This window comes from Corynebacterium aurimucosum, assembly GCF_046895345.1.
Taxonomy (GTDB): Bacteria; Actinomycetota; Actinomycetes; order Mycobacteriales; family Mycobacteriaceae; genus Corynebacterium; species Corynebacterium aurimucosum_G.
In genome coordinates this window covers 105,314-121,715 of record NZ_CP160096.1, presented here as the reverse complement: position 1 = coordinate 121,715, position 16,402 = coordinate 105,314, and the positions used below count along the sequence as shown (strand labels likewise).

Annotated in this window: 17 protein-coding genes; all 17 read right to left on the bottom strand. The window is 58.7% G+C overall.

Going from position 1 to position 16,402, the window contains the following annotated elements:
- Positions 1-849, bottom strand: a complete 849-nt coding sequence (locus ABZS45_RS00715) for a hypothetical protein (protein ID WP_412100214.1) — start codon at positions 847-849, stop codon at positions 1-3.
- Positions 849-6,038, bottom strand: coding sequence for a phage tail tape measure protein (locus ABZS45_RS00710; RefSeq protein WP_412100213.1), 5,190 nt, complete (start codon positions 6,036-6,038; stop codon positions 849-851). Before ABZS45_RS00710 ends, ABZS45_RS00715 begins: the two co-directional genes overlap by 1 nt.
- 35 nt (positions 6,039-6,073) lie before the next feature.
- Positions 6,074-6,304, bottom strand: a complete 231-nt coding sequence (locus tag ABZS45_RS00705) for a hypothetical protein (RefSeq protein ID WP_412100212.1) — start codon at positions 6,302-6,304, stop codon at positions 6,074-6,076.
- A 125-nt stretch (positions 6,305-6,429) separates the two neighbouring features.
- Positions 6,430-6,786, bottom strand: coding sequence for a hypothetical protein (locus tag ABZS45_RS00700; protein ID WP_412100211.1), 357 nt, complete (start codon positions 6,784-6,786; stop codon positions 6,430-6,432).
- A gap of 101 nt (positions 6,787-6,887) precedes the next feature.
- The gene (locus tag ABZS45_RS00695; protein WP_412100210.1) at positions 6,888-7,601 is read right to left on the bottom strand and encodes a hypothetical protein; all 714 of its coding nucleotides are present in this window, start codon (positions 7,599-7,601) and stop codon (positions 6,888-6,890) included.
- Positions 7,598-7,987 carry a hypothetical protein gene (locus ABZS45_RS00690; protein WP_412100209.1) on the bottom strand — a complete coding sequence of 130 codons (390 nt, stop codon included), beginning with the start codon at positions 7,985-7,987 and terminating at the stop codon, positions 7,598-7,600. The genes ABZS45_RS00695 and ABZS45_RS00690 overlap by 4 nt, the downstream gene beginning before the upstream one ends.
- Before the next feature lie 6 nt (positions 7,988-7,993).
- Entirely contained in the window at positions 7,994-8,278 is a 285-nt protein-coding gene (locus ABZS45_RS00685) for a hypothetical protein (RefSeq protein WP_412100208.1), read from the bottom strand.
- Positions 8,279-8,611 (bottom strand): hypothetical protein, encoded by a 333-nt coding sequence (locus tag ABZS45_RS00680; protein ID WP_412100207.1) that lies wholly within the window; start codon positions 8,609-8,611, stop codon positions 8,279-8,281.
- The gene (locus tag ABZS45_RS00675) at positions 8,596-9,033 is read right to left on the bottom strand and encodes a Gp19/Gp15/Gp42 family protein (RefSeq protein WP_412100206.1); all 438 of its coding nucleotides are present in this window, start codon (positions 9,031-9,033) and stop codon (positions 8,596-8,598) included. Before ABZS45_RS00675 ends, ABZS45_RS00680 begins: the two co-directional genes overlap by 16 nt.
- A 15-nt stretch (positions 9,034-9,048) precedes the next feature.
- Positions 9,049-9,381, bottom strand: coding sequence for a hypothetical protein (locus tag ABZS45_RS00670; protein WP_412100205.1), 333 nt, complete (start codon positions 9,379-9,381; stop codon positions 9,049-9,051).
- Entirely contained in the window at positions 9,381-10,328 is a 948-nt protein-coding gene (locus tag ABZS45_RS00665; protein WP_412100204.1) for a hypothetical protein, read from the bottom strand. The genes ABZS45_RS00670 and ABZS45_RS00665 overlap by 1 nt, the downstream gene beginning before the upstream one ends.
- Positions 10,329-10,357: 29 nt before the next feature.
- Complete coding sequence (locus tag ABZS45_RS00660) at positions 10,358-10,774, bottom strand: hypothetical protein (RefSeq protein WP_412100203.1); 417 nt, start codon at positions 10,772-10,774, stop codon at positions 10,358-10,360.
- 9 nt (positions 10,775-10,783) lie between these two features.
- Complete coding sequence (locus tag ABZS45_RS00655; protein ID WP_412100202.1) at positions 10,784-12,202, bottom strand: head maturation protease, ClpP-related; 1,419 nt, start codon at positions 12,200-12,202, stop codon at positions 10,784-10,786.
- The gene (locus ABZS45_RS00650) at positions 12,199-13,530 is read right to left on the bottom strand and encodes a hypothetical protein (protein WP_412100201.1); all 1,332 of its coding nucleotides are present in this window, start codon (positions 13,528-13,530) and stop codon (positions 12,199-12,201) included. Before ABZS45_RS00650 ends, ABZS45_RS00655 begins: the two co-directional genes overlap by 4 nt.
- A gap of 13 nt (positions 13,531-13,543) precedes the next feature.
- Entirely contained in the window at positions 13,544-15,097 is a 1,554-nt protein-coding gene (locus ABZS45_RS00645) for a hypothetical protein (RefSeq protein ID WP_412100200.1), read from the bottom strand.
- Between the two features lie 17 nt (positions 15,098-15,114).
- Complete coding sequence (locus ABZS45_RS00640; RefSeq protein ID WP_412100199.1) at positions 15,115-15,438, bottom strand: P27 family phage terminase small subunit; 324 nt, start codon at positions 15,436-15,438, stop codon at positions 15,115-15,117.
- A gap of 158 nt (positions 15,439-15,596) precedes the next feature.
- On the bottom strand, positions 15,597-16,316 hold the full coding sequence (locus tag ABZS45_RS00635) for an AAA family ATPase (RefSeq protein WP_412100198.1): 720 nt from the start codon (positions 16,314-16,316) through the stop codon (positions 15,597-15,599).
- Positions 16,317-16,402 lie beyond the last annotated feature (86 nt).

Genomic DNA, 16,402 nt, shown 5'->3' with positions numbered 1-16,402 from the left:
TCACCTCCACGGGCTAAGAAAGCGCGGGGTGACCTCTAGGGTCAGGCCCGCGCCCAACTGGAAACTATTCTTTGTGTGTGGCTGCAGCGTCTCCCCCACGAGCACGCCACGCAGCGATGACCAGGTTCCGGTGTCGACGTTGCCGTCCGCATCGGTCACCTGGCCTTGCATGCCGCGCTCCAAATCAATCCACCGAGTGCCCGGGCCACTACCCAAACTGACGCGCAGCCCACTCGGTAGGGAGAAGGCGGTGGCTTGCCCATCCCAACGCAGGCGAAGTTTCGGGGGAAGGTCGCCGGGAGTCGTCACAGTGACGTTACCCGTGTATGTGGTAACACCACCCGTCCAGTACCCATCAAGGCACTGATACTGAACACTATCCTCAATAAGGGTTACGCCGGACGGATCAACCTCAACCTCACCAAACTCCACCAACCTGACACGCGCCTCACGGTCACCACCATCACGAGCAACAACCTTCAACTTGCCATCCTCAAAATAGGACCACGAGTTACGCCAATCACGCAGCGTCTCCATCACAGACCCATCAGGCCCAGGACGCACAACCACATCCAGAGAGCCGGTAAACGCCGGAACCTTCATCCCCAGTATGCGGGAACCGTATCGGGTGACGGACTCCGCCGAAGCGAAATCCACACCCCCAACACCATCACCGAAACCGCCCTCCTTGAGGACGACGCGCTGCTCATCCGCCTCCGCGTCAAGCATGGAATGAAGGATGAACTGCTCACCAGGACGGTGCGGCGCGGTATACACCACCTTGTAGCCCGGCGGGTCCGGTAACTCGTGTCCCGAGAAACCGGAGCCAAACCTCACGGGATGGACCATTACATCGCACCTCCCCTAGTCGTGCCAGCAACAGCCACGCTCGTGCGACGGCGCAGCTTATCTATTTCCTCAGTGTTGATGGTGACCTCGCCTTCTACCTTGTCCACGCGCTTACGCAGCACTTCCTGGCCTTCAAGATTGACCACAAGAGTCATCCCATCATCAGACTTGAGTCCGCCGCGCTTAATGTCACGCCACTGGTCGCCGTTGAACACAGGCTCCGGCTCATTCGACAGGTTCACCGCAATGCCGCCCGGCTTCAACCAACCGCCTTGGTCGTACACAGCGCCAGCACGACGGGCATCAATGACGGCCCCGACGAGGTCATCATCCTCATGGATGCCTATCTGGGCCATGCGCCCGTCGTAGTCACCCGTCGTCATCAGATGCTTGTAAGAAGCCACCGGCGAAGCGTCCTTAGCCGCAATGCCGGTCTTCGCTTTACCGCGCTCCTCAACCAGGTTGAGAATCGACTTAGCAGCATCCTCACTACGCAAAAGTAGAGAGGTGTCCACCAGTCCAGCGTCGGCACCATCCCACGCGGAAGAGAATTCCTGGAAAGCGCCCTTCAGCTGAACCTCTGGCTTAGCAGGTGTGCTACCGCCGCCGAACACGCCGGTCTCGTTGACCAGCTTCTCGGCAAGGCCCATCTGCTGCGCATAGCGGCCAGGGAAGGCGGACACCTGAACCTTCTGCGCGGCAGCGCCAGGCTCCATATCCTGCCACTTGAAAGTATGCAGCTGGCGGAAGAACATCGCCGCGGACTCATAGGGGTCCATGCGCTGCCATACCTCGCCCCAAGCGCCGTTATCACGCTGCTGGAACAAACCAACGGAATCGTAGTCGGAGCCAACAGCATCGTGACGATATTTCAAGGACTCAGGCACAGCACGGTTGGCCCACATCTTCATCGGATTACCCGACTCAACCAATGCAGTCGCCACACCAATCTTCGCGCCCTTAGCACCCACACCAAGACGCTTAGCCGCCTCAGCAATCTCACTCGCAAAGAACGGCTGACCCCACTCCGCAGTCTTAGCCTTGCGGGCCTCATCCGGAGTCACAACAGCCGGAGCAACCGACTTATCCACCGGAACCTTAGGCTCCTCCTTCTTCCCAGAAGTCGGAACCTGAACCTGCTTCTCAGTGACGATGGAATCACCCGACGGCAACCAATCCCCCGGCTTACCCAGAAGAATCTTCGCCAACAGGCCACCACCAAGACCAGCCATATCCAGCAAGCCCTCAGTGAAATGCTCCACAACTGACTTATCCCCAAGCTCGTTCGCGGCGGTGGCGATAGCCGCCTCCTCAGGCGACAGCTTCACCGTCTGCGAAACAGAACCGGATGACGTGGACTCACCAGTCACCAGAGAAGTATCAATCTCACCGGTCTCCGCCATCGGAAGAATCTCATTCATCTTCGGCGGCACCGGGGGCTTATCCTTCAGCCCAATCCAATAACGATCCGTGTACTGAGAGTGACGAGCACCAGCAGCGGCACCAGCAATCTGCCCGTTACCGCGACCACCACCCATCTCCACATTCGTCGCATGACCATTAGCGTCATAGATTGTGCCGGAGGTGTGGCCACCATAGGGGCCACCGTTGAAGAGCCCAATCTCGAACGCGGACTTACCAGGCGACATGCCAGACGAGAATCCCATCTGCGATAGGACCTGGCCCTCGTTACCGGTGGCGAACTTGCGGCCTGCAAGGTCCATGCCGATAGCGAACGCCGCCAGACCACTCATGGCTCCGGAGCAGTCACCCCAGTTCCCCAGAAGTCCACCGCCCCACACGTAGGGCGAGCCCTCAAGACTGCCGGGGGCCTGCTTGCCCTTCACATTCTGCCCAGAAGCGAACGCCAAGAGTTCCTTGGAGGACACGACGCCACCATTAGCGAAATAGTGGGCACGCATCGGAGCGACAGCTGAGTACGGTGCCGGGGTAATCCGCTCACCGTCCTTATCCAGCACAGTCAGGCCGAAAATATCAGCCGTCTTGGCAAGAATCTCAGTGGAGCGCTTGCGCTTCGACTTGGCGAGTGGGATGTAGGACTCGCCGCCGGTTTCCGGCTCCGCCCACACACGCCACTCACCACCGCGAGCAATCTGCGCCCGATGGTCCTCACGTGTGCCACCGTTAGCGTAGCGCTCCAGCTTGTCGATACCACCATCCACATAGGCGCGGGTGATACCACCCTCCACGAGGACGAGGCCACCACTAGCGAAGCCCATCATGCCGCGAATCTTGTCCGGCATAATCGAACCAATAGCGTTACCCACCTGACCAAACATGGACTTAATGCCGTTGATGAGACCAGAAATGATGTTCTTACCGGCATTCACCAACCACGAGCCAGCATTAGCGAAAACGTTCTTAATCTTGCCGGGAATCTCCCCGACAACACTGAGCATTTCGCCAATCTTGCCGCGCACCGCGCCCACCATGTTGCCGACAGAGTCAGCAAACGCAGACACAACGCCCTTCGCGTTCTCAAAGATCGACTTGAAGAGGTTCATCGCCGCATTGATAGCACCGCGCACCACGTTGGAAATGGCGTCACCCATCGACGAGAAACGATTCCCGATGTTCGAGAAATTACCCGTCAACACGTCCGCCAGAAGACCAGCCGCGTTGCGGAAGAAATCCCACGTGGGCTTAATAATCCCATTCCAAATATCAGAAATCAGGGTGCCCATGGTGCGGAAAGCACCACCAATCATGGCGGTGAAAATCGGGGCCACAAACGACGCTACAGCCTGCACCACCGACATGAATACCGACAGGGTTGGCTGAATAACCGAGGACCACACCGTAGAGATGACCGTGCCGACGAACTGCATCGCCGTCCAAATCCCCTTCAACGCCCCAACCACAATCGTGCCCATCGTCTGAAACACAGTCCCCATGAAAGACACAACCGGGGAAATCCACGTCTCATAGAACTGGCCGAAACCAGTCGTGAACTCGCCCCACTTCTCAGACATGGAGCCCCACGCCTCAACAACGAAATCCTTAACCGCAATCACAGTTTCGCGGAAACGGAAAAGTATATCGACGACTCGGGAATCCTCTTCCAGGCCGAAAGGTAGACCAGTGAAGTCGCCCTTAAACAAGATGTCTGCCACGCCAGAAACTAGCTCACGCGCAGTATCAAAAATCTCCTTGAGATTGTCCCATCCAGACTGGAACCGCTGAACAAGACCATCCCACGCGGAGACAGCGCGTTCCTTTAAGGACTCAAAGACGGGGCCGAAGTTCTCACGAACCCAATCCAGGCCAGCTTTGAACTTCTCAACAACCCAATCCCAGCCAGTAGCAAGGGCCTCCGTAAAGGACTCCCACATCTTGCGGCCCGTCTCCGTCTTCGTGAAGAACACCACTAGACCAGCCACCAGGCCAGCAATCGCAATGGTGATAAGCGCAATCGGGTTCGCAGCCATCACCATGTTGAACGCCGCCTGCACGCCGGTCATCAACTTCGTGACACTAGACAGGCTCTTGAACCACTTAATCAAACCGCCAGCGGCAATAACCTTCTGCTGGAAAGCAACCGCCGCCAACCCACCAGCCACAACAGTCAGACCAGCCCCCAAAGGAAGCAGCCAATCCTTACTCTTCTGCACCCACTCGGCAAAGCCCTTCACCGCATCGAGAGTGAACTCAAAAGCGCCTTGAGCACGGTCCAAAGCCGGGACTAAAGAGTCAAAAACCGCCGCCGCAATAGGCTCCAGCGCCAACATAGCCTGATTCTTAAACTGGTCCCAGTGCTCCGCGAAGTCCGCGGTCTCCTCCGCCAGTCCCCCAATCGTGTCCGAGGTGGCACCAGTCGCATCCATGAAATCATCCACAGACAAAGTGCCGGTCTTGACCGCGTCGACGAATTGGGCGGCACCACGAGTACCGAAAATACCGGACGCCATATCAATAGCTGCAGCATCATCACCCGCATTGATGAGTTCCTCAATCGACCCGATGGTCTCCTTGAGCGCTTCCGGCGCGTCACGCCCCTCAGACGCAAACTCAGCCAGCGCACGCTGCATCGACTGCAGCGTCTTGTCTGCGTCCAAACCGGCCTTATCCATCTGGCCCACAAGTGCAGCAGAATCAGCCATCGAGAACCCGAACCCGCGCAAAACGGGGCCAGCCTTCACCGCCGACTGCGACAACTCAGTAATCGTCAGCCCAGTCGCCTGCGACACTTGGAACAACTCATCAAGCGCCCCCGGCATGTCCTTCGCCTCGATACCAAAGCCAGACATGGCCTTCGATACCTCGTTGATGTCCGCATCCACGCCGAGGTTCTGCAGCTGCATGAACTGAGCCGTCATCTCCTCAAGCGGCTCACCAGTCAGCCCAAGGCGCGTATTCAGATCCGCAAGCGTCGAGCCGATAGCCCCCATATCGGAGCCAACACCAATGGACTCGCCTGCGACCTTGCGCATCGAATCCTGCAGCTCCTCAAATGCAGCGCCACTAGCGCCAGTGCCAGCACGAATCGTGTCATACGCATCATCAAACTGGGAACCAATGTCATACGCAGCCTTACCAGCCGCGCCGACAGCACCAACAACAACCGCGCCGGCAGCGGCAATCTTGCCCAGAGAAACCTCAAAGCCCTGGCCCTTACCGTCAGCATCAGCCGCAGCGTCACCAAACTCCTTGGTCGCACCAGTAGCCTCGTCAGTAGCGGACTCCAGCTCCTTCTGCGCCGCCGCGAGAGAATCAGAAGCACGCTTCGACTCGGCCATCGCCTTTTCGACGCCACGCTCGGCCTTCTCAACATTCTGCGCAGCGGTCTCCACACGGGCACGCTTATTCAGCACATCAGCCTCAGCACGGGCCAACTGCTCAGACGACGCCTTACCCGACTTCTTCATCTCAGACAGCTTCGACTCAGCAGCCTCCAACTGCTTCGCCGCCGCCTGAGACTTCAACACCTCAGAGTTACGCTTCGACTCAGCAGCCGCCAGCTCCTCCGAGGACTTCTTTACACGATAGTTGGCCTTCTCAACCCGCTTCGCCGCATCATCAGAGCCCTTCGTGATGCCCTTCTCGATGGAGTCACCAGCCTGCTTCGCAGCCTTCGACGCCGGGGCCAGAAGCTTATCTTGAAGCTCCTTACTAATGCCCGACAACGAAATCGTAGTAGGCAATACGGCATAGCCTGCTGCACCAGCCATCTAGGTACCTCCATCAAAAAAGGCCGCACAGGCAATCACCTGGCGGCATTAAACTTTCGGGCCTTCTCACGCGCCCGCTCCATCGCAAGCTCACGCTCCTTGGCGCGACGCTCACGCTTCAACTGCTCCCAACGCGGATGCTTCTGGCCGTTCAAACTCGACCAAATATCCATCAGCACCGAAGAAATCTCACTGACAGGCGGGCGGTCTTGCATCACGGAGTGGAACAGGGACTCCGGCGGCAAATGCTCCGCAAGCAGAAGCATGCGCCGCAGCGTCATACGAGACGCACCACCCCCGGGGCGGTAGAAGTCGCGGTAATCCAGGTGGTAGAAACGCTGAAAATCAACCTCGACCAAATCCTCATGCTCGGCAATGAGGTACAGGAGATCTATTTTCCCTGGCGGCGCTCACCCCACGCCTTAAACACCTCACGGAACTCATCAACCGACAGGCCAAGGTCCATCAGCTTAAACACCTGGTCCTCACCAATGAGCTGCTCAAGCACACTCGGAATGTACTTCTGGGCGTAGCGCTCGTGGAAGACGAACATCATTCCGCCGGGTGCCGCCTCACGAGTCCAGCGGTCCTCAATTTCGATGTCTTCACCGTTGACCTCGATGGTGAACGTGGGGTACTCCACCACCTCATCCTTGGTGTCGGTGGTGGTTTCCTCGAGGGCTTCGGCCTGGGCGCCGGTAGCGTCCTTAGGGTCGATGGTGTCGTTCTTTTTCTTGCGAGTAGTCATGGCAGACCCTTTCACATTGAGTTATTTGGATAAAACTTGGGCAGACCAATTGAGTAGAGGGGTAGGGGCGGTCTGCCAAAAATCTCCCCTACCCCATCGCACTACTGCGTAGCGCCAGCCTCCTCGCCAGCACCAGCATCAGCTTCGCCGCGAGACGGAGCCTCCTCCGCCGCATCACCAGAATCATTCTTCTCAGCAGAGAAGCGGATGACCTCCGGCAACTCATCCGGGGTATCGTCACCCTTCAGGCGCAGGTAGTCATAAATCGCGCCGTACTGGTCCTTACGAATCTCAGCCTTAAAGCTAATAACCGAAGCGCCATCATCGTTACGCTCATTACCACTCTCGGAGTAGACGAGAGCCTTACGACGAGACACGTCAATGTAGACATCGCCGAAGCTGTTGGTGGTCTTGAATGCAATGAAGCCCTCCGCCGGATTCTCCGGTGCGAGCAGCACACCAGCCTTACCAATCTCAAACTTCGAGCCGGGCCACAGCAGCGGGAACGTCACATCGTTCATTTCGAGTGCGTCGAAACCGCGAACATCCTTCTTGAACTTGTTATTAATCAGCTGCAGCACGCCACCAAACGAGTTGATTTCAGTGCGGTCAACCTCCGGCTCCTGCGTAATGGCGGAACCATCGTTGAGAAGGCCGATGAAGCTCCACACCTTCGGGTCAAACGACCCATCATTGCCAACTTTCGGGTCCGCCTCGGTAGACCAGTAAACTTCCGCGTCCTTCCAGACATCAATCATCCGGGCGCGATCCGTTTCCAGGGTCTGAGTGCCCTGGTCAGTAGTAGGAGAAGTCATCTTGCGAATCCTTTCTTAGTAGACGCGGCCACAACCGTGACCGCAGCGACCCAGCCCTTCACGTCCTCATCCTTCACAACAAGGAACGGGCCGGGAGAAATACGAAAACCCCCAACAGAGTGGGGGTTTAAAAGCCAAGCATCTATCTCGGCAGCGACGCGCCGAACCTCTGGCTCAAACTTGCCGTACACATTCACACGCACATTCTCAGTCGACGTAGCACGGCCCGAGCGTGGAGAACCGTCACTCGATACCGTGACTACCGGGCCATCATCCACCGACCACCCCTGCGGGATAGCCGCCGCAACCCTAATCGACTTCGCCATCACGCCACGCAAAGCACGGCGAATGACCTCCGGGGCATTACGCTGCACAAAATAATCCATACCGCGTCACCCCTGGCTATAGCGGTGCACATCCAGGCCCTGCGACGCCGCGGCACGCGTCAACGTGCCACGCTTAGCCTGCATGGCCAAGCCCTTCGCATGGGCCAGTGTTACCAGCGCAACAGGGCGCCCATTGCGGTCTGTCTTCATCGTCACCGTTACCGGAACATCACCATCAACGGCACCAGCGACCGCCTGAGCCTTCGCCGCGAGTTGCGGGGCCAGAGCAGCAAGATTCTTCTTGTACCACTCATCCGGAATATCCAAACGAGGCTTACCAACCTTCGCCATCTATCCCTCACCCCTCACACAATCGAAAACCATCGACGGACGATGCCGCCTATACACAGGGCGACGATGCTTAGACCAATCCCACGCAGTAATCCGCACCTGATACCGCTTACCCCGAACAGTGACCTCATCACCATCCGAAACCTCAACACCAGGCGGCGCCCACACACGCAGAATGTCCTTAGTACCCTGCTTATCCTCATCCGACATCTCAGACAAAGACAACGGCTGCACCGACTTCACCATGACCTCACGGTCAGGCCCACCGGCAACCGGGTAACCATCATCATCCACACCACCAGCAGCACCATGAACAATTATCGTTTCGGCCACGAGTACACCTCCGGCCAACAACGCGGCGGCGGGAAATGCCCACGAGCACCACCCGGCATACACAGGCCAAGCTGGGCACGCTGCGCATCAGTCAGACGCACACCGCCGAAACTCACGCTGTCCACATCGGCATAGGTGATGCTGTCCGACTCCTGCCCCGTCGTCGACGACACAGACCGCACACCAGCATTAGGGCCAACGAGAATCGCCGCAGACGCCATTTCACGAATCACGCGCCGCGCCACAGACCCCAACCACGGCACCGATTCCAGCTCCTGGTCAAAGTCCCGACCACAGCGCATGAACTCAACCTCAATGAGGTCAATGGCGTCCTCAATGAACACGCCTAGGCGCTTCATCTCCTCACCAGTCAACGACTGAGGAAGACGCTCGGCCACATACTCGGCACTAATCTCAAGCATGCTGCACCTCCCTCACTATTGGGTTGCGGCGATGATGTCCTTCTTCGACAGGCCCTTAGTGACAATCCCCAGGGACTCGGCGTACTTGCGCCAATCATCAATCGACGCGGCGCGAGCCGGGCGCTCCACTGAACCAGCAGCCGCCTTAGGCTCCGCCTCCGGCTCGGGCGCTGGCTCCGTCTTAGGCTTCTCCACAGGCTTCTTCACCGCCGTCTTCGCAGACGAATCAACCAGCGCACCGCAAGCCTTTAGCCACCGTGCTGTCTCCTCGTCCACTTCAACGACAGAACCCGGGGGATGCACAACATCCTCCGGGCTCCAATACTTCGCCAACGTAACCTTAACCATTAGGCGATACCCGTCAGCTTGACGACAGCCTTCGGATTGTCCACCGCGATAGCACGCTTGCGAACAAGGTCAGAACGCCACGACATCGTCGGGCCACCAAGCTCAGACTGACCACCCTCGGAGTACAACGGCGTCGCGGTCAACGGCATCGTATCCGACTTGAAACCAACCCCCTGCGCCTCAAAGACGTACGCGGTGCCAGCCTCAATCAGACGCGAGGTAGCCACACGCAGCGTGCCAAACAGCTCAGTGGAGCGCAGGCCACCAAAGATGGAGTCACCATTCTGGTCAAGGAACACCGGGTTATCCAGAGCGGCGTTACCAATGTAGTACTTCTGCATCTGCTCATTGCGCACCAGCTTCGTGTAAGAAGCCGGGTGCAGCAGAATCGTGTTCGGCTCATAGTCGAACTGGCGGTCAACGTTGTCGTCCTCATGGGCAGACTGAACCAGCTCAATCGCATCGAACACGTCCTTGACCGGGTCACCACCAGTCCACGGGGCGGACGCCTGCAGAGACGGCACATTCGCCGCCTCGAACACACCAAGCACAGCGTTAATACCATGACGAATGACGGTCTTCTCAAGCGCCTGAATGTGGCGGTTGACCTGGTCGACCTTATTCTCGTTCTTCATCTCATAGGAGATGCGGATAGCCTCACCGGTCTTGATGCCGTAGGCAGCACGCAGAGCACCAAGCTCCGGGGCAGATACCGGAATCTCACCAAACTCGGCGATTTCCTCAGCATCGTCGGCAAGGTACAGGCCAGCGGCTTCACGGAAAGCGACGACGCCCTTGTTGGGCTCCGCCTGGCGGAAGAACAGGTCTTCCAGAAACTGGCCCTGAAGACCATCAATGACGCGCTGAGGGATAAACGTCGGGTCCTCAAGCATCTCGGAAACGGTCAGCTTCGGCCCATCGTAGGCGCTAGTAATGAGCTCACTCATTCTTAATTCTCCTTCTCAAAAATGTTGGGTTAGCCCGCTGCTGCCGGGGCAACAACCGGAGTGACAAGGGTCGTCTTGACGGTCTTGCCAGCACCAGGACGGGCAGCAACACCAACGAGCAGGGAGCCAGTGGCGGACACCTTGCCGTCAGCGGCGGCATACACCGGCGCACCCTGCTTAATCGCGGTGGCGTCACCGTCAACCTCAAGCGGGACGGTGGCGGGGCCAATGTGGACGGCGACGATGCCCGGCGCGTCCAATGCCAGGGTGTTAACCGGCTGCTCTTCCTTCGGCGCGAACGCGTTCTTAGTGACGGCACCAAACACGGGGCCAGCAGCGGCGGCGTGCTTCACGCCGTTCTCTCCGACCTGTACGAGTCGGAACTTGGTGAGGTCTGCCTCGGCCTTGTAGCTAATCGGGCCGGAGCGGAAAGTGGGGTTCGACATGACTTCTCCTTAGTGAAAGTTCTTGCGGGAAAGAAAGCCGACCTTGTCGGCCTTCGCGGACAGGTTCTTCGACGGCTCCTGCTCGGTGTCCTTGCCGTAGCCAATTTCCGCACGTGGGATGGTGCCAGCGGGGTTAGAGCCGTAGATGTCGCGGGCTGCTTCGGGGTCGCGCTTCATCGCAGCAATCGCCTTGGTGCGGCGGGCGGCGGAGATGCGGCCTTCCTTAATCCAGCCGTCCACCTCGGCGACGAGGTCGGCTTCCTTCTGCTGCTCCATCGCCTTCCATCCGTGCTGAGCTGCTGCCTTGAGCTCGGCGTAGGTCTCAGCGTCAAGGATGACGGTGTCATCCGCTGGCGCAGCCGGGGCCGGGGTGAGCTCAGCTGGGGTGTCCTCCTCGGGCTCAGCGGCGGCCTTCACCGTGACGGGTACGGGCAGCTCCACCGGGGCATCCCCACCGTTAGCGGTGACGGTGAACTCCACGGTGGTGTCCGGCTCCACGTTGGCCGGCGCGGTGACCTTGAGAACACCCGTGTCCTCAGTGACCTCACCAGTCCAACCGTCCGGGGTGCTGGTCAGCTCAAACGCGACACCGGCGGGCACCTCACCCACCGGAGCAACCTCAACCGCGCCGGTCGGGACGACAGTCGCATCCTCCGGGTAGGCAAGGTCAACAGTGGCGGTCACGGTAACCTCCTCATTAAAAAAGCCGGAGAGTGCGCGCTGCACGTCCTCCGGCTTCTTGCCCAACTCCTGGGCAAGCTGATTCAAGATACTCACAGTATCCCCTTCCTGCCCATCACTGGGCGTAGTAGTTGCGTCCCCCGATTCCGACCGGGAGACAGGCGGCGGCGGAGCCGCAGCCCGGTTAGCGAACTTGAAACGCCGTTTCGCCAACGACGCCGACGGAGCCGGGGCGGACGACTTCTCCGCCACAATCCCATCCGCCAAACCAGCAGCCACGGCCTCCTCAGCGGTGTACCAGGTCTCCGCGCTCATCGCGTCCAACCAGTCCTGAATCTCACCACCGGCCTTACCGGCGTAGATAGCGGCCAGCTTATTGTCCTGGCGCTCAAGGTCAGACAGTGTCTTGCGAACCTCATCCGCATTACCCTCAGCCAAAGTCCACGCACGATGGATCATCAACTCCGAAGACGGCCGCATCAGCACACGGTCAGCACCACCAACCGCAATGAACGACGCGGCAGACGCAGCCAGTGATTCCACAATCACAGTGACCTCACCATCGTGGTTCTTCAAGGCCTGCATGATGTCAATGCCTTCATACACATCACCACCGCCCGAGCTAATACGCACGGTCACGTCACCGGAGATTTCGGAGAGTTCAGCCATTACTGACTTCGCAGTAATCGCATTCTCAGGCTCCCAAAAATCCGGGCCAATCGGCCCATACAAAAGAATCTCGCTCATGCCGGGCCTCCTTCCTCACTACTCGTAGCCGTATCGGCATCACTCGAAAGCGTGACCCCTATCTGCTCCTCCAACTGCTGGCGCTGCTTCTTCGACTCAAGCGCATCGGTTAGTTTCTGCTTCGGTGGCAGCGTGTAACGGCGACGCAGGTCCTCCTCAAGGTCCTTATCCCCAAGAATCAGACCGGCATTCTTCAACCCGGCGAGGTCAGCAGCACTGATTTCCTTCCTCGACGCAATCGGATCGAACGCAATACGCGGCACCAAGCCCGTGTGCTCAGGGAAAGCAACCCGAACAAGGTCCTCCACAATGTGCTGGGTAGCCACATCCGCAAGCCACTCCGCTGTGGTCTGCAACGACTGAATAAACAGGTCTGACTGGGTTTCCGCCAGCGCATACGAGCCGCCCTTACCCTCAAGGTTCAGGAAGTGCGCAAGCACCGACTTGGCAATCATGCTGTCGTGGTAGTTAATCGCCTCACGCGGGCTAACGAGCTGCCCCGAGGTGCCCAAAAGCTGCAGCTTTGCACCAAACGGAATCGACGCCCCAGAATGCTCACCAGCGCGAAATCCCTCAACAATGGCCTGACCATCTTCAAGGTCTTTATCCGGGTCAATCGCCACATCCGAGCCGGTATACACAGGTACCCCCATGCCGTTACGGTCCAGGGTGTTCAGCTCAAGACGCAGCAGCGAATCCCGCAGCTTCCAATGCTTATATGCCGGGCGCAGCACCGACTTACCAGTCCACTGCGAGCCCTCATCATCAAAGACATACGCCACAAGACGATCCACCGGAATGACCCGCGCCTCATCCGCCCGGGAACGAGATGCCAGCGGCGTCTGACGAATCGACGCCAGGCCACCATCATCATCAACATTGATCTGGTCAATCGTGCCCGGCCACCGAGGAGCCAACTTCACCAGACGCTCACGCCCATCCAAGCCTGGCTCGTACACCTGCTCAAAGAACATGTGCCCAAACTGCAAAGCCTTCAGAGCTTGCTCTAGGTGTTTCTCCCACGACACCCTGCCGGTGCGAGGCGCGAACGGCTTATTCGGGTCCTCACCCTTCGCCCGCAGCCGCAGGTCTTCACACACTGCGGAGACAATCTCATCCGGCGCACCATTCGGCTCCACAAACCAGGTAGCGCGGCGAATCGGCAACGTTACTGCACGCAGCACCGACGTGACCTGAGCATCCTCGCGCCCCATCTTTGCAAACACCCGCGTCGAATGAGGGAACCGCAGTTCCCAGTTATCCTCCGCGAGCGCGTGGTTACGGGTGGCCCGGGCATGGCCCACCTCGCGCACATTCAAACCAGCCACACAGGCCACCTCCTTAGAAACTCATCTCAGACACACGACGCTGCTTCTTCACAGCACGCGCCGAGCTCACATAATGACGGGTGCGCTTCACCTCAACCTCAACATCACCGATGCCGAACTCCTGCAGCCCCCACACCGCCAGCGACGCGGCCACAAGCACAGTCACATCACCGGAATACCGGTCAAGGCTGCGATACCGGCCATTCTTCGACCGCTCCTGCGCCACCCCCAACGCATCCAACCAGCGCGGCGAACCATCATGCGCAATACGCTTTTCCGCCCACATCCGGAGAAATAACTCATATGCCTTCGATACCTGCGAACCACTCAACGTCTCCGGCGCAACACCAATACCCCGCAACGGTTCCACCAGTGTTGAGCACTGCCCAGATGGGTCAAGCACCACCGCCGACGGGTCATTCAGCCTCACCGTCGAAGCGACCTTCTCAACCACCAGGGCGCGGTCAAACTCCTCATACGGAGCAAGCGACAGATAGACTTTGTCGCCCCATTGCGCGGCAGACACCACACCCACAGACTCACCATCCGGCGTCACATCCACCGCCAAACACGACTCCCCCAACGACGACGGCATCAACGCCGACGCAGCAGACCAATCCTCGAAATCAATGACAGGGACAAAGTCATCCACCACATCCCCATCACGCGGCACCCACTCACCCTGGCCCAATGTCTCCACCAGAAACGGCTCAAGAAGTGCCTCCGACGACCGCGCCGACGCAGCCTCGGCACGAACCTCATCCAACTGCACACCAGGGCGCGGCTCATCCACCAACGACGGATTAGCCTTCACCCACGTCGACTCCTCAAACGGATCGTCCCCCTCCTCACGGCACCACTCCTTAAACAGCATGCCGTCCACACCATCCAACGCGGCCCAACGCTTCGCAGAGAAGATAGCCCCATGGAAATGCTCGCGAGTATTCACCGGTGACGAGATAAACACCTTCTGCGCATTAGGGCGCGCCTTCGTCGTGTTATTCATCGCCGCATAAACCTCATTCGGGAGGTCAAAGCACTCATCAAAAATCAGCCAGTCAAACGACAAACCACGACCAGTCTTCTTCGTGCGCGTGCGATAATAAATCTTCGCCTTATTCGGGAACTTGATAGCGTCCTTGCCATTACCAAGCACCGGCTTCGGGTACTCGCCCGGGTGCTCATCCTCCCACCACTCCATAAGCGCCGGGTTCGCTTCGATGACATCCCATAGGCGGTCACGCGCATCCATCGCCGTATCTAGGAAGTGAGCCGAATGCATGATGCGCTCCGCACCACACAGGTAGATAGCCACCAACTCTAGGGCCACAAGGACCTCGCCCTTGCCGTTCTGGCGGGCCAGGGACACCACAACCTCACGCGAAGCCCACATACCCTCATCAGTCTGAAGCAACGCATCCCGCAGCAGGTTCTCCTGCCACGGGTACAAGCTCAATCCCGCCCAGCGGACGAACTCGCAAGCCTTATCGGCAAACTCAACATCACCTGTCGGTACATGCTGCCGTGTAGGTGTCTGACACCCAATCAACCACGCGGGCTTCTCCATCAGACACCTCCCACTATCTATTTCACGAGCTTGAAACCACCGAACTTATCCACCTTCGAGGCTGAATCAGCCCCCGCCGAGCCAGAACGCTGCCCAAACAGGTCAGGACGCTCCTTCACCCAACCCCGAATCTCAGCTGAGGCCATCCGCTCCACCTTTACCGCCGGGTGCTCGATAGGCTCCCCCGACTCCTTCGCTGCCAAAGGCCCCTCAACAGCGATAATCTCGCGGGCCTCACGCACACGACCAATCAACTGGGACACAATGGCGACCGCACGAGCATCGAACTCGTTTAAATTGCCATCTCCACCTAACGCCTTTTCAAGGCCTTCAATGTCCAATTTGATACCTCCATCGCTAAAAGCCCGCCAGAGGGGCACACAGGCCCGAAAAATCCGGCGTTACGTGGGGAGAGAGACGGGCTGACTCAAGGGCAGACGGGGCGGAGTCAGCCGACCAACCCGCTCAAGATTATTGGTGGCGGGTTTCATTAAGCCGGTCATGCCCAGACGAAGCCCTGGCCTGCATTTTCTCCGGATTCACGGGGCTTTTTCTTGGGTTTGTCCCATGCGCCGCCGGAGCGGTTGCAGGTGCGGTGTAGGAGCCGTGTCGCCTTGGTGGCCTGCTTATTCTCCGCGTATTTGAGTGCGCTTCCTGGCCCGTGGTCGGCTTCGAGGGCTGCTCCGTCGAAGTTCTTGGCTGCGGTCTTGAACATTGGTTTTCCGCATTCTGGGCATGGTGTGCCGTCTTTAAGCTGGGCCATGAGTTTGCGGCGTTGTTGCTGGTGTTGGTGCCCGTAGCCGCGCTCATGGGTACTCTTCTTCGCTGCTGGTTTGTTGTCGTACCATTTCGCGGCGGCAATCAGTGAGGCTTTGGGCCGCTCTGCCTTGCAGCGTTTCATGACGGTGCCTTTGCCTGGGTCAATGGTGTGGATGGTCGCGCCCATAGCTTCGTAGTCGTTGAGCTGCTTAGGTGTGGGCTTGGTGTGGATGAGCCACACTGTGCAGTCTTGTTTCATGGCGGCGTCTATAGCTGCTCGCCGTGCTGCTTTGGCCACAGTAAGGATGTGCGACGCGTGCTCATGGTTGCCCGTATCTTCGCCTGCGAGGGCGTTGGCGATGTGGTCGAGGTCGATGCGGATGTCACCTGGCTTCGCATGCTCAGTAACATAGGTGGTCTTTCCTGCCGCTGGCGGGCCGGTGACAACGATGAGCGCCACGGTCACCTCCCTCGTTTGTTGGTGTCTTACTCTGGTCGTGAGCCAGTGGCCTCGCCTCTCTGGTGTGTTGACTTCGAAAACCCACG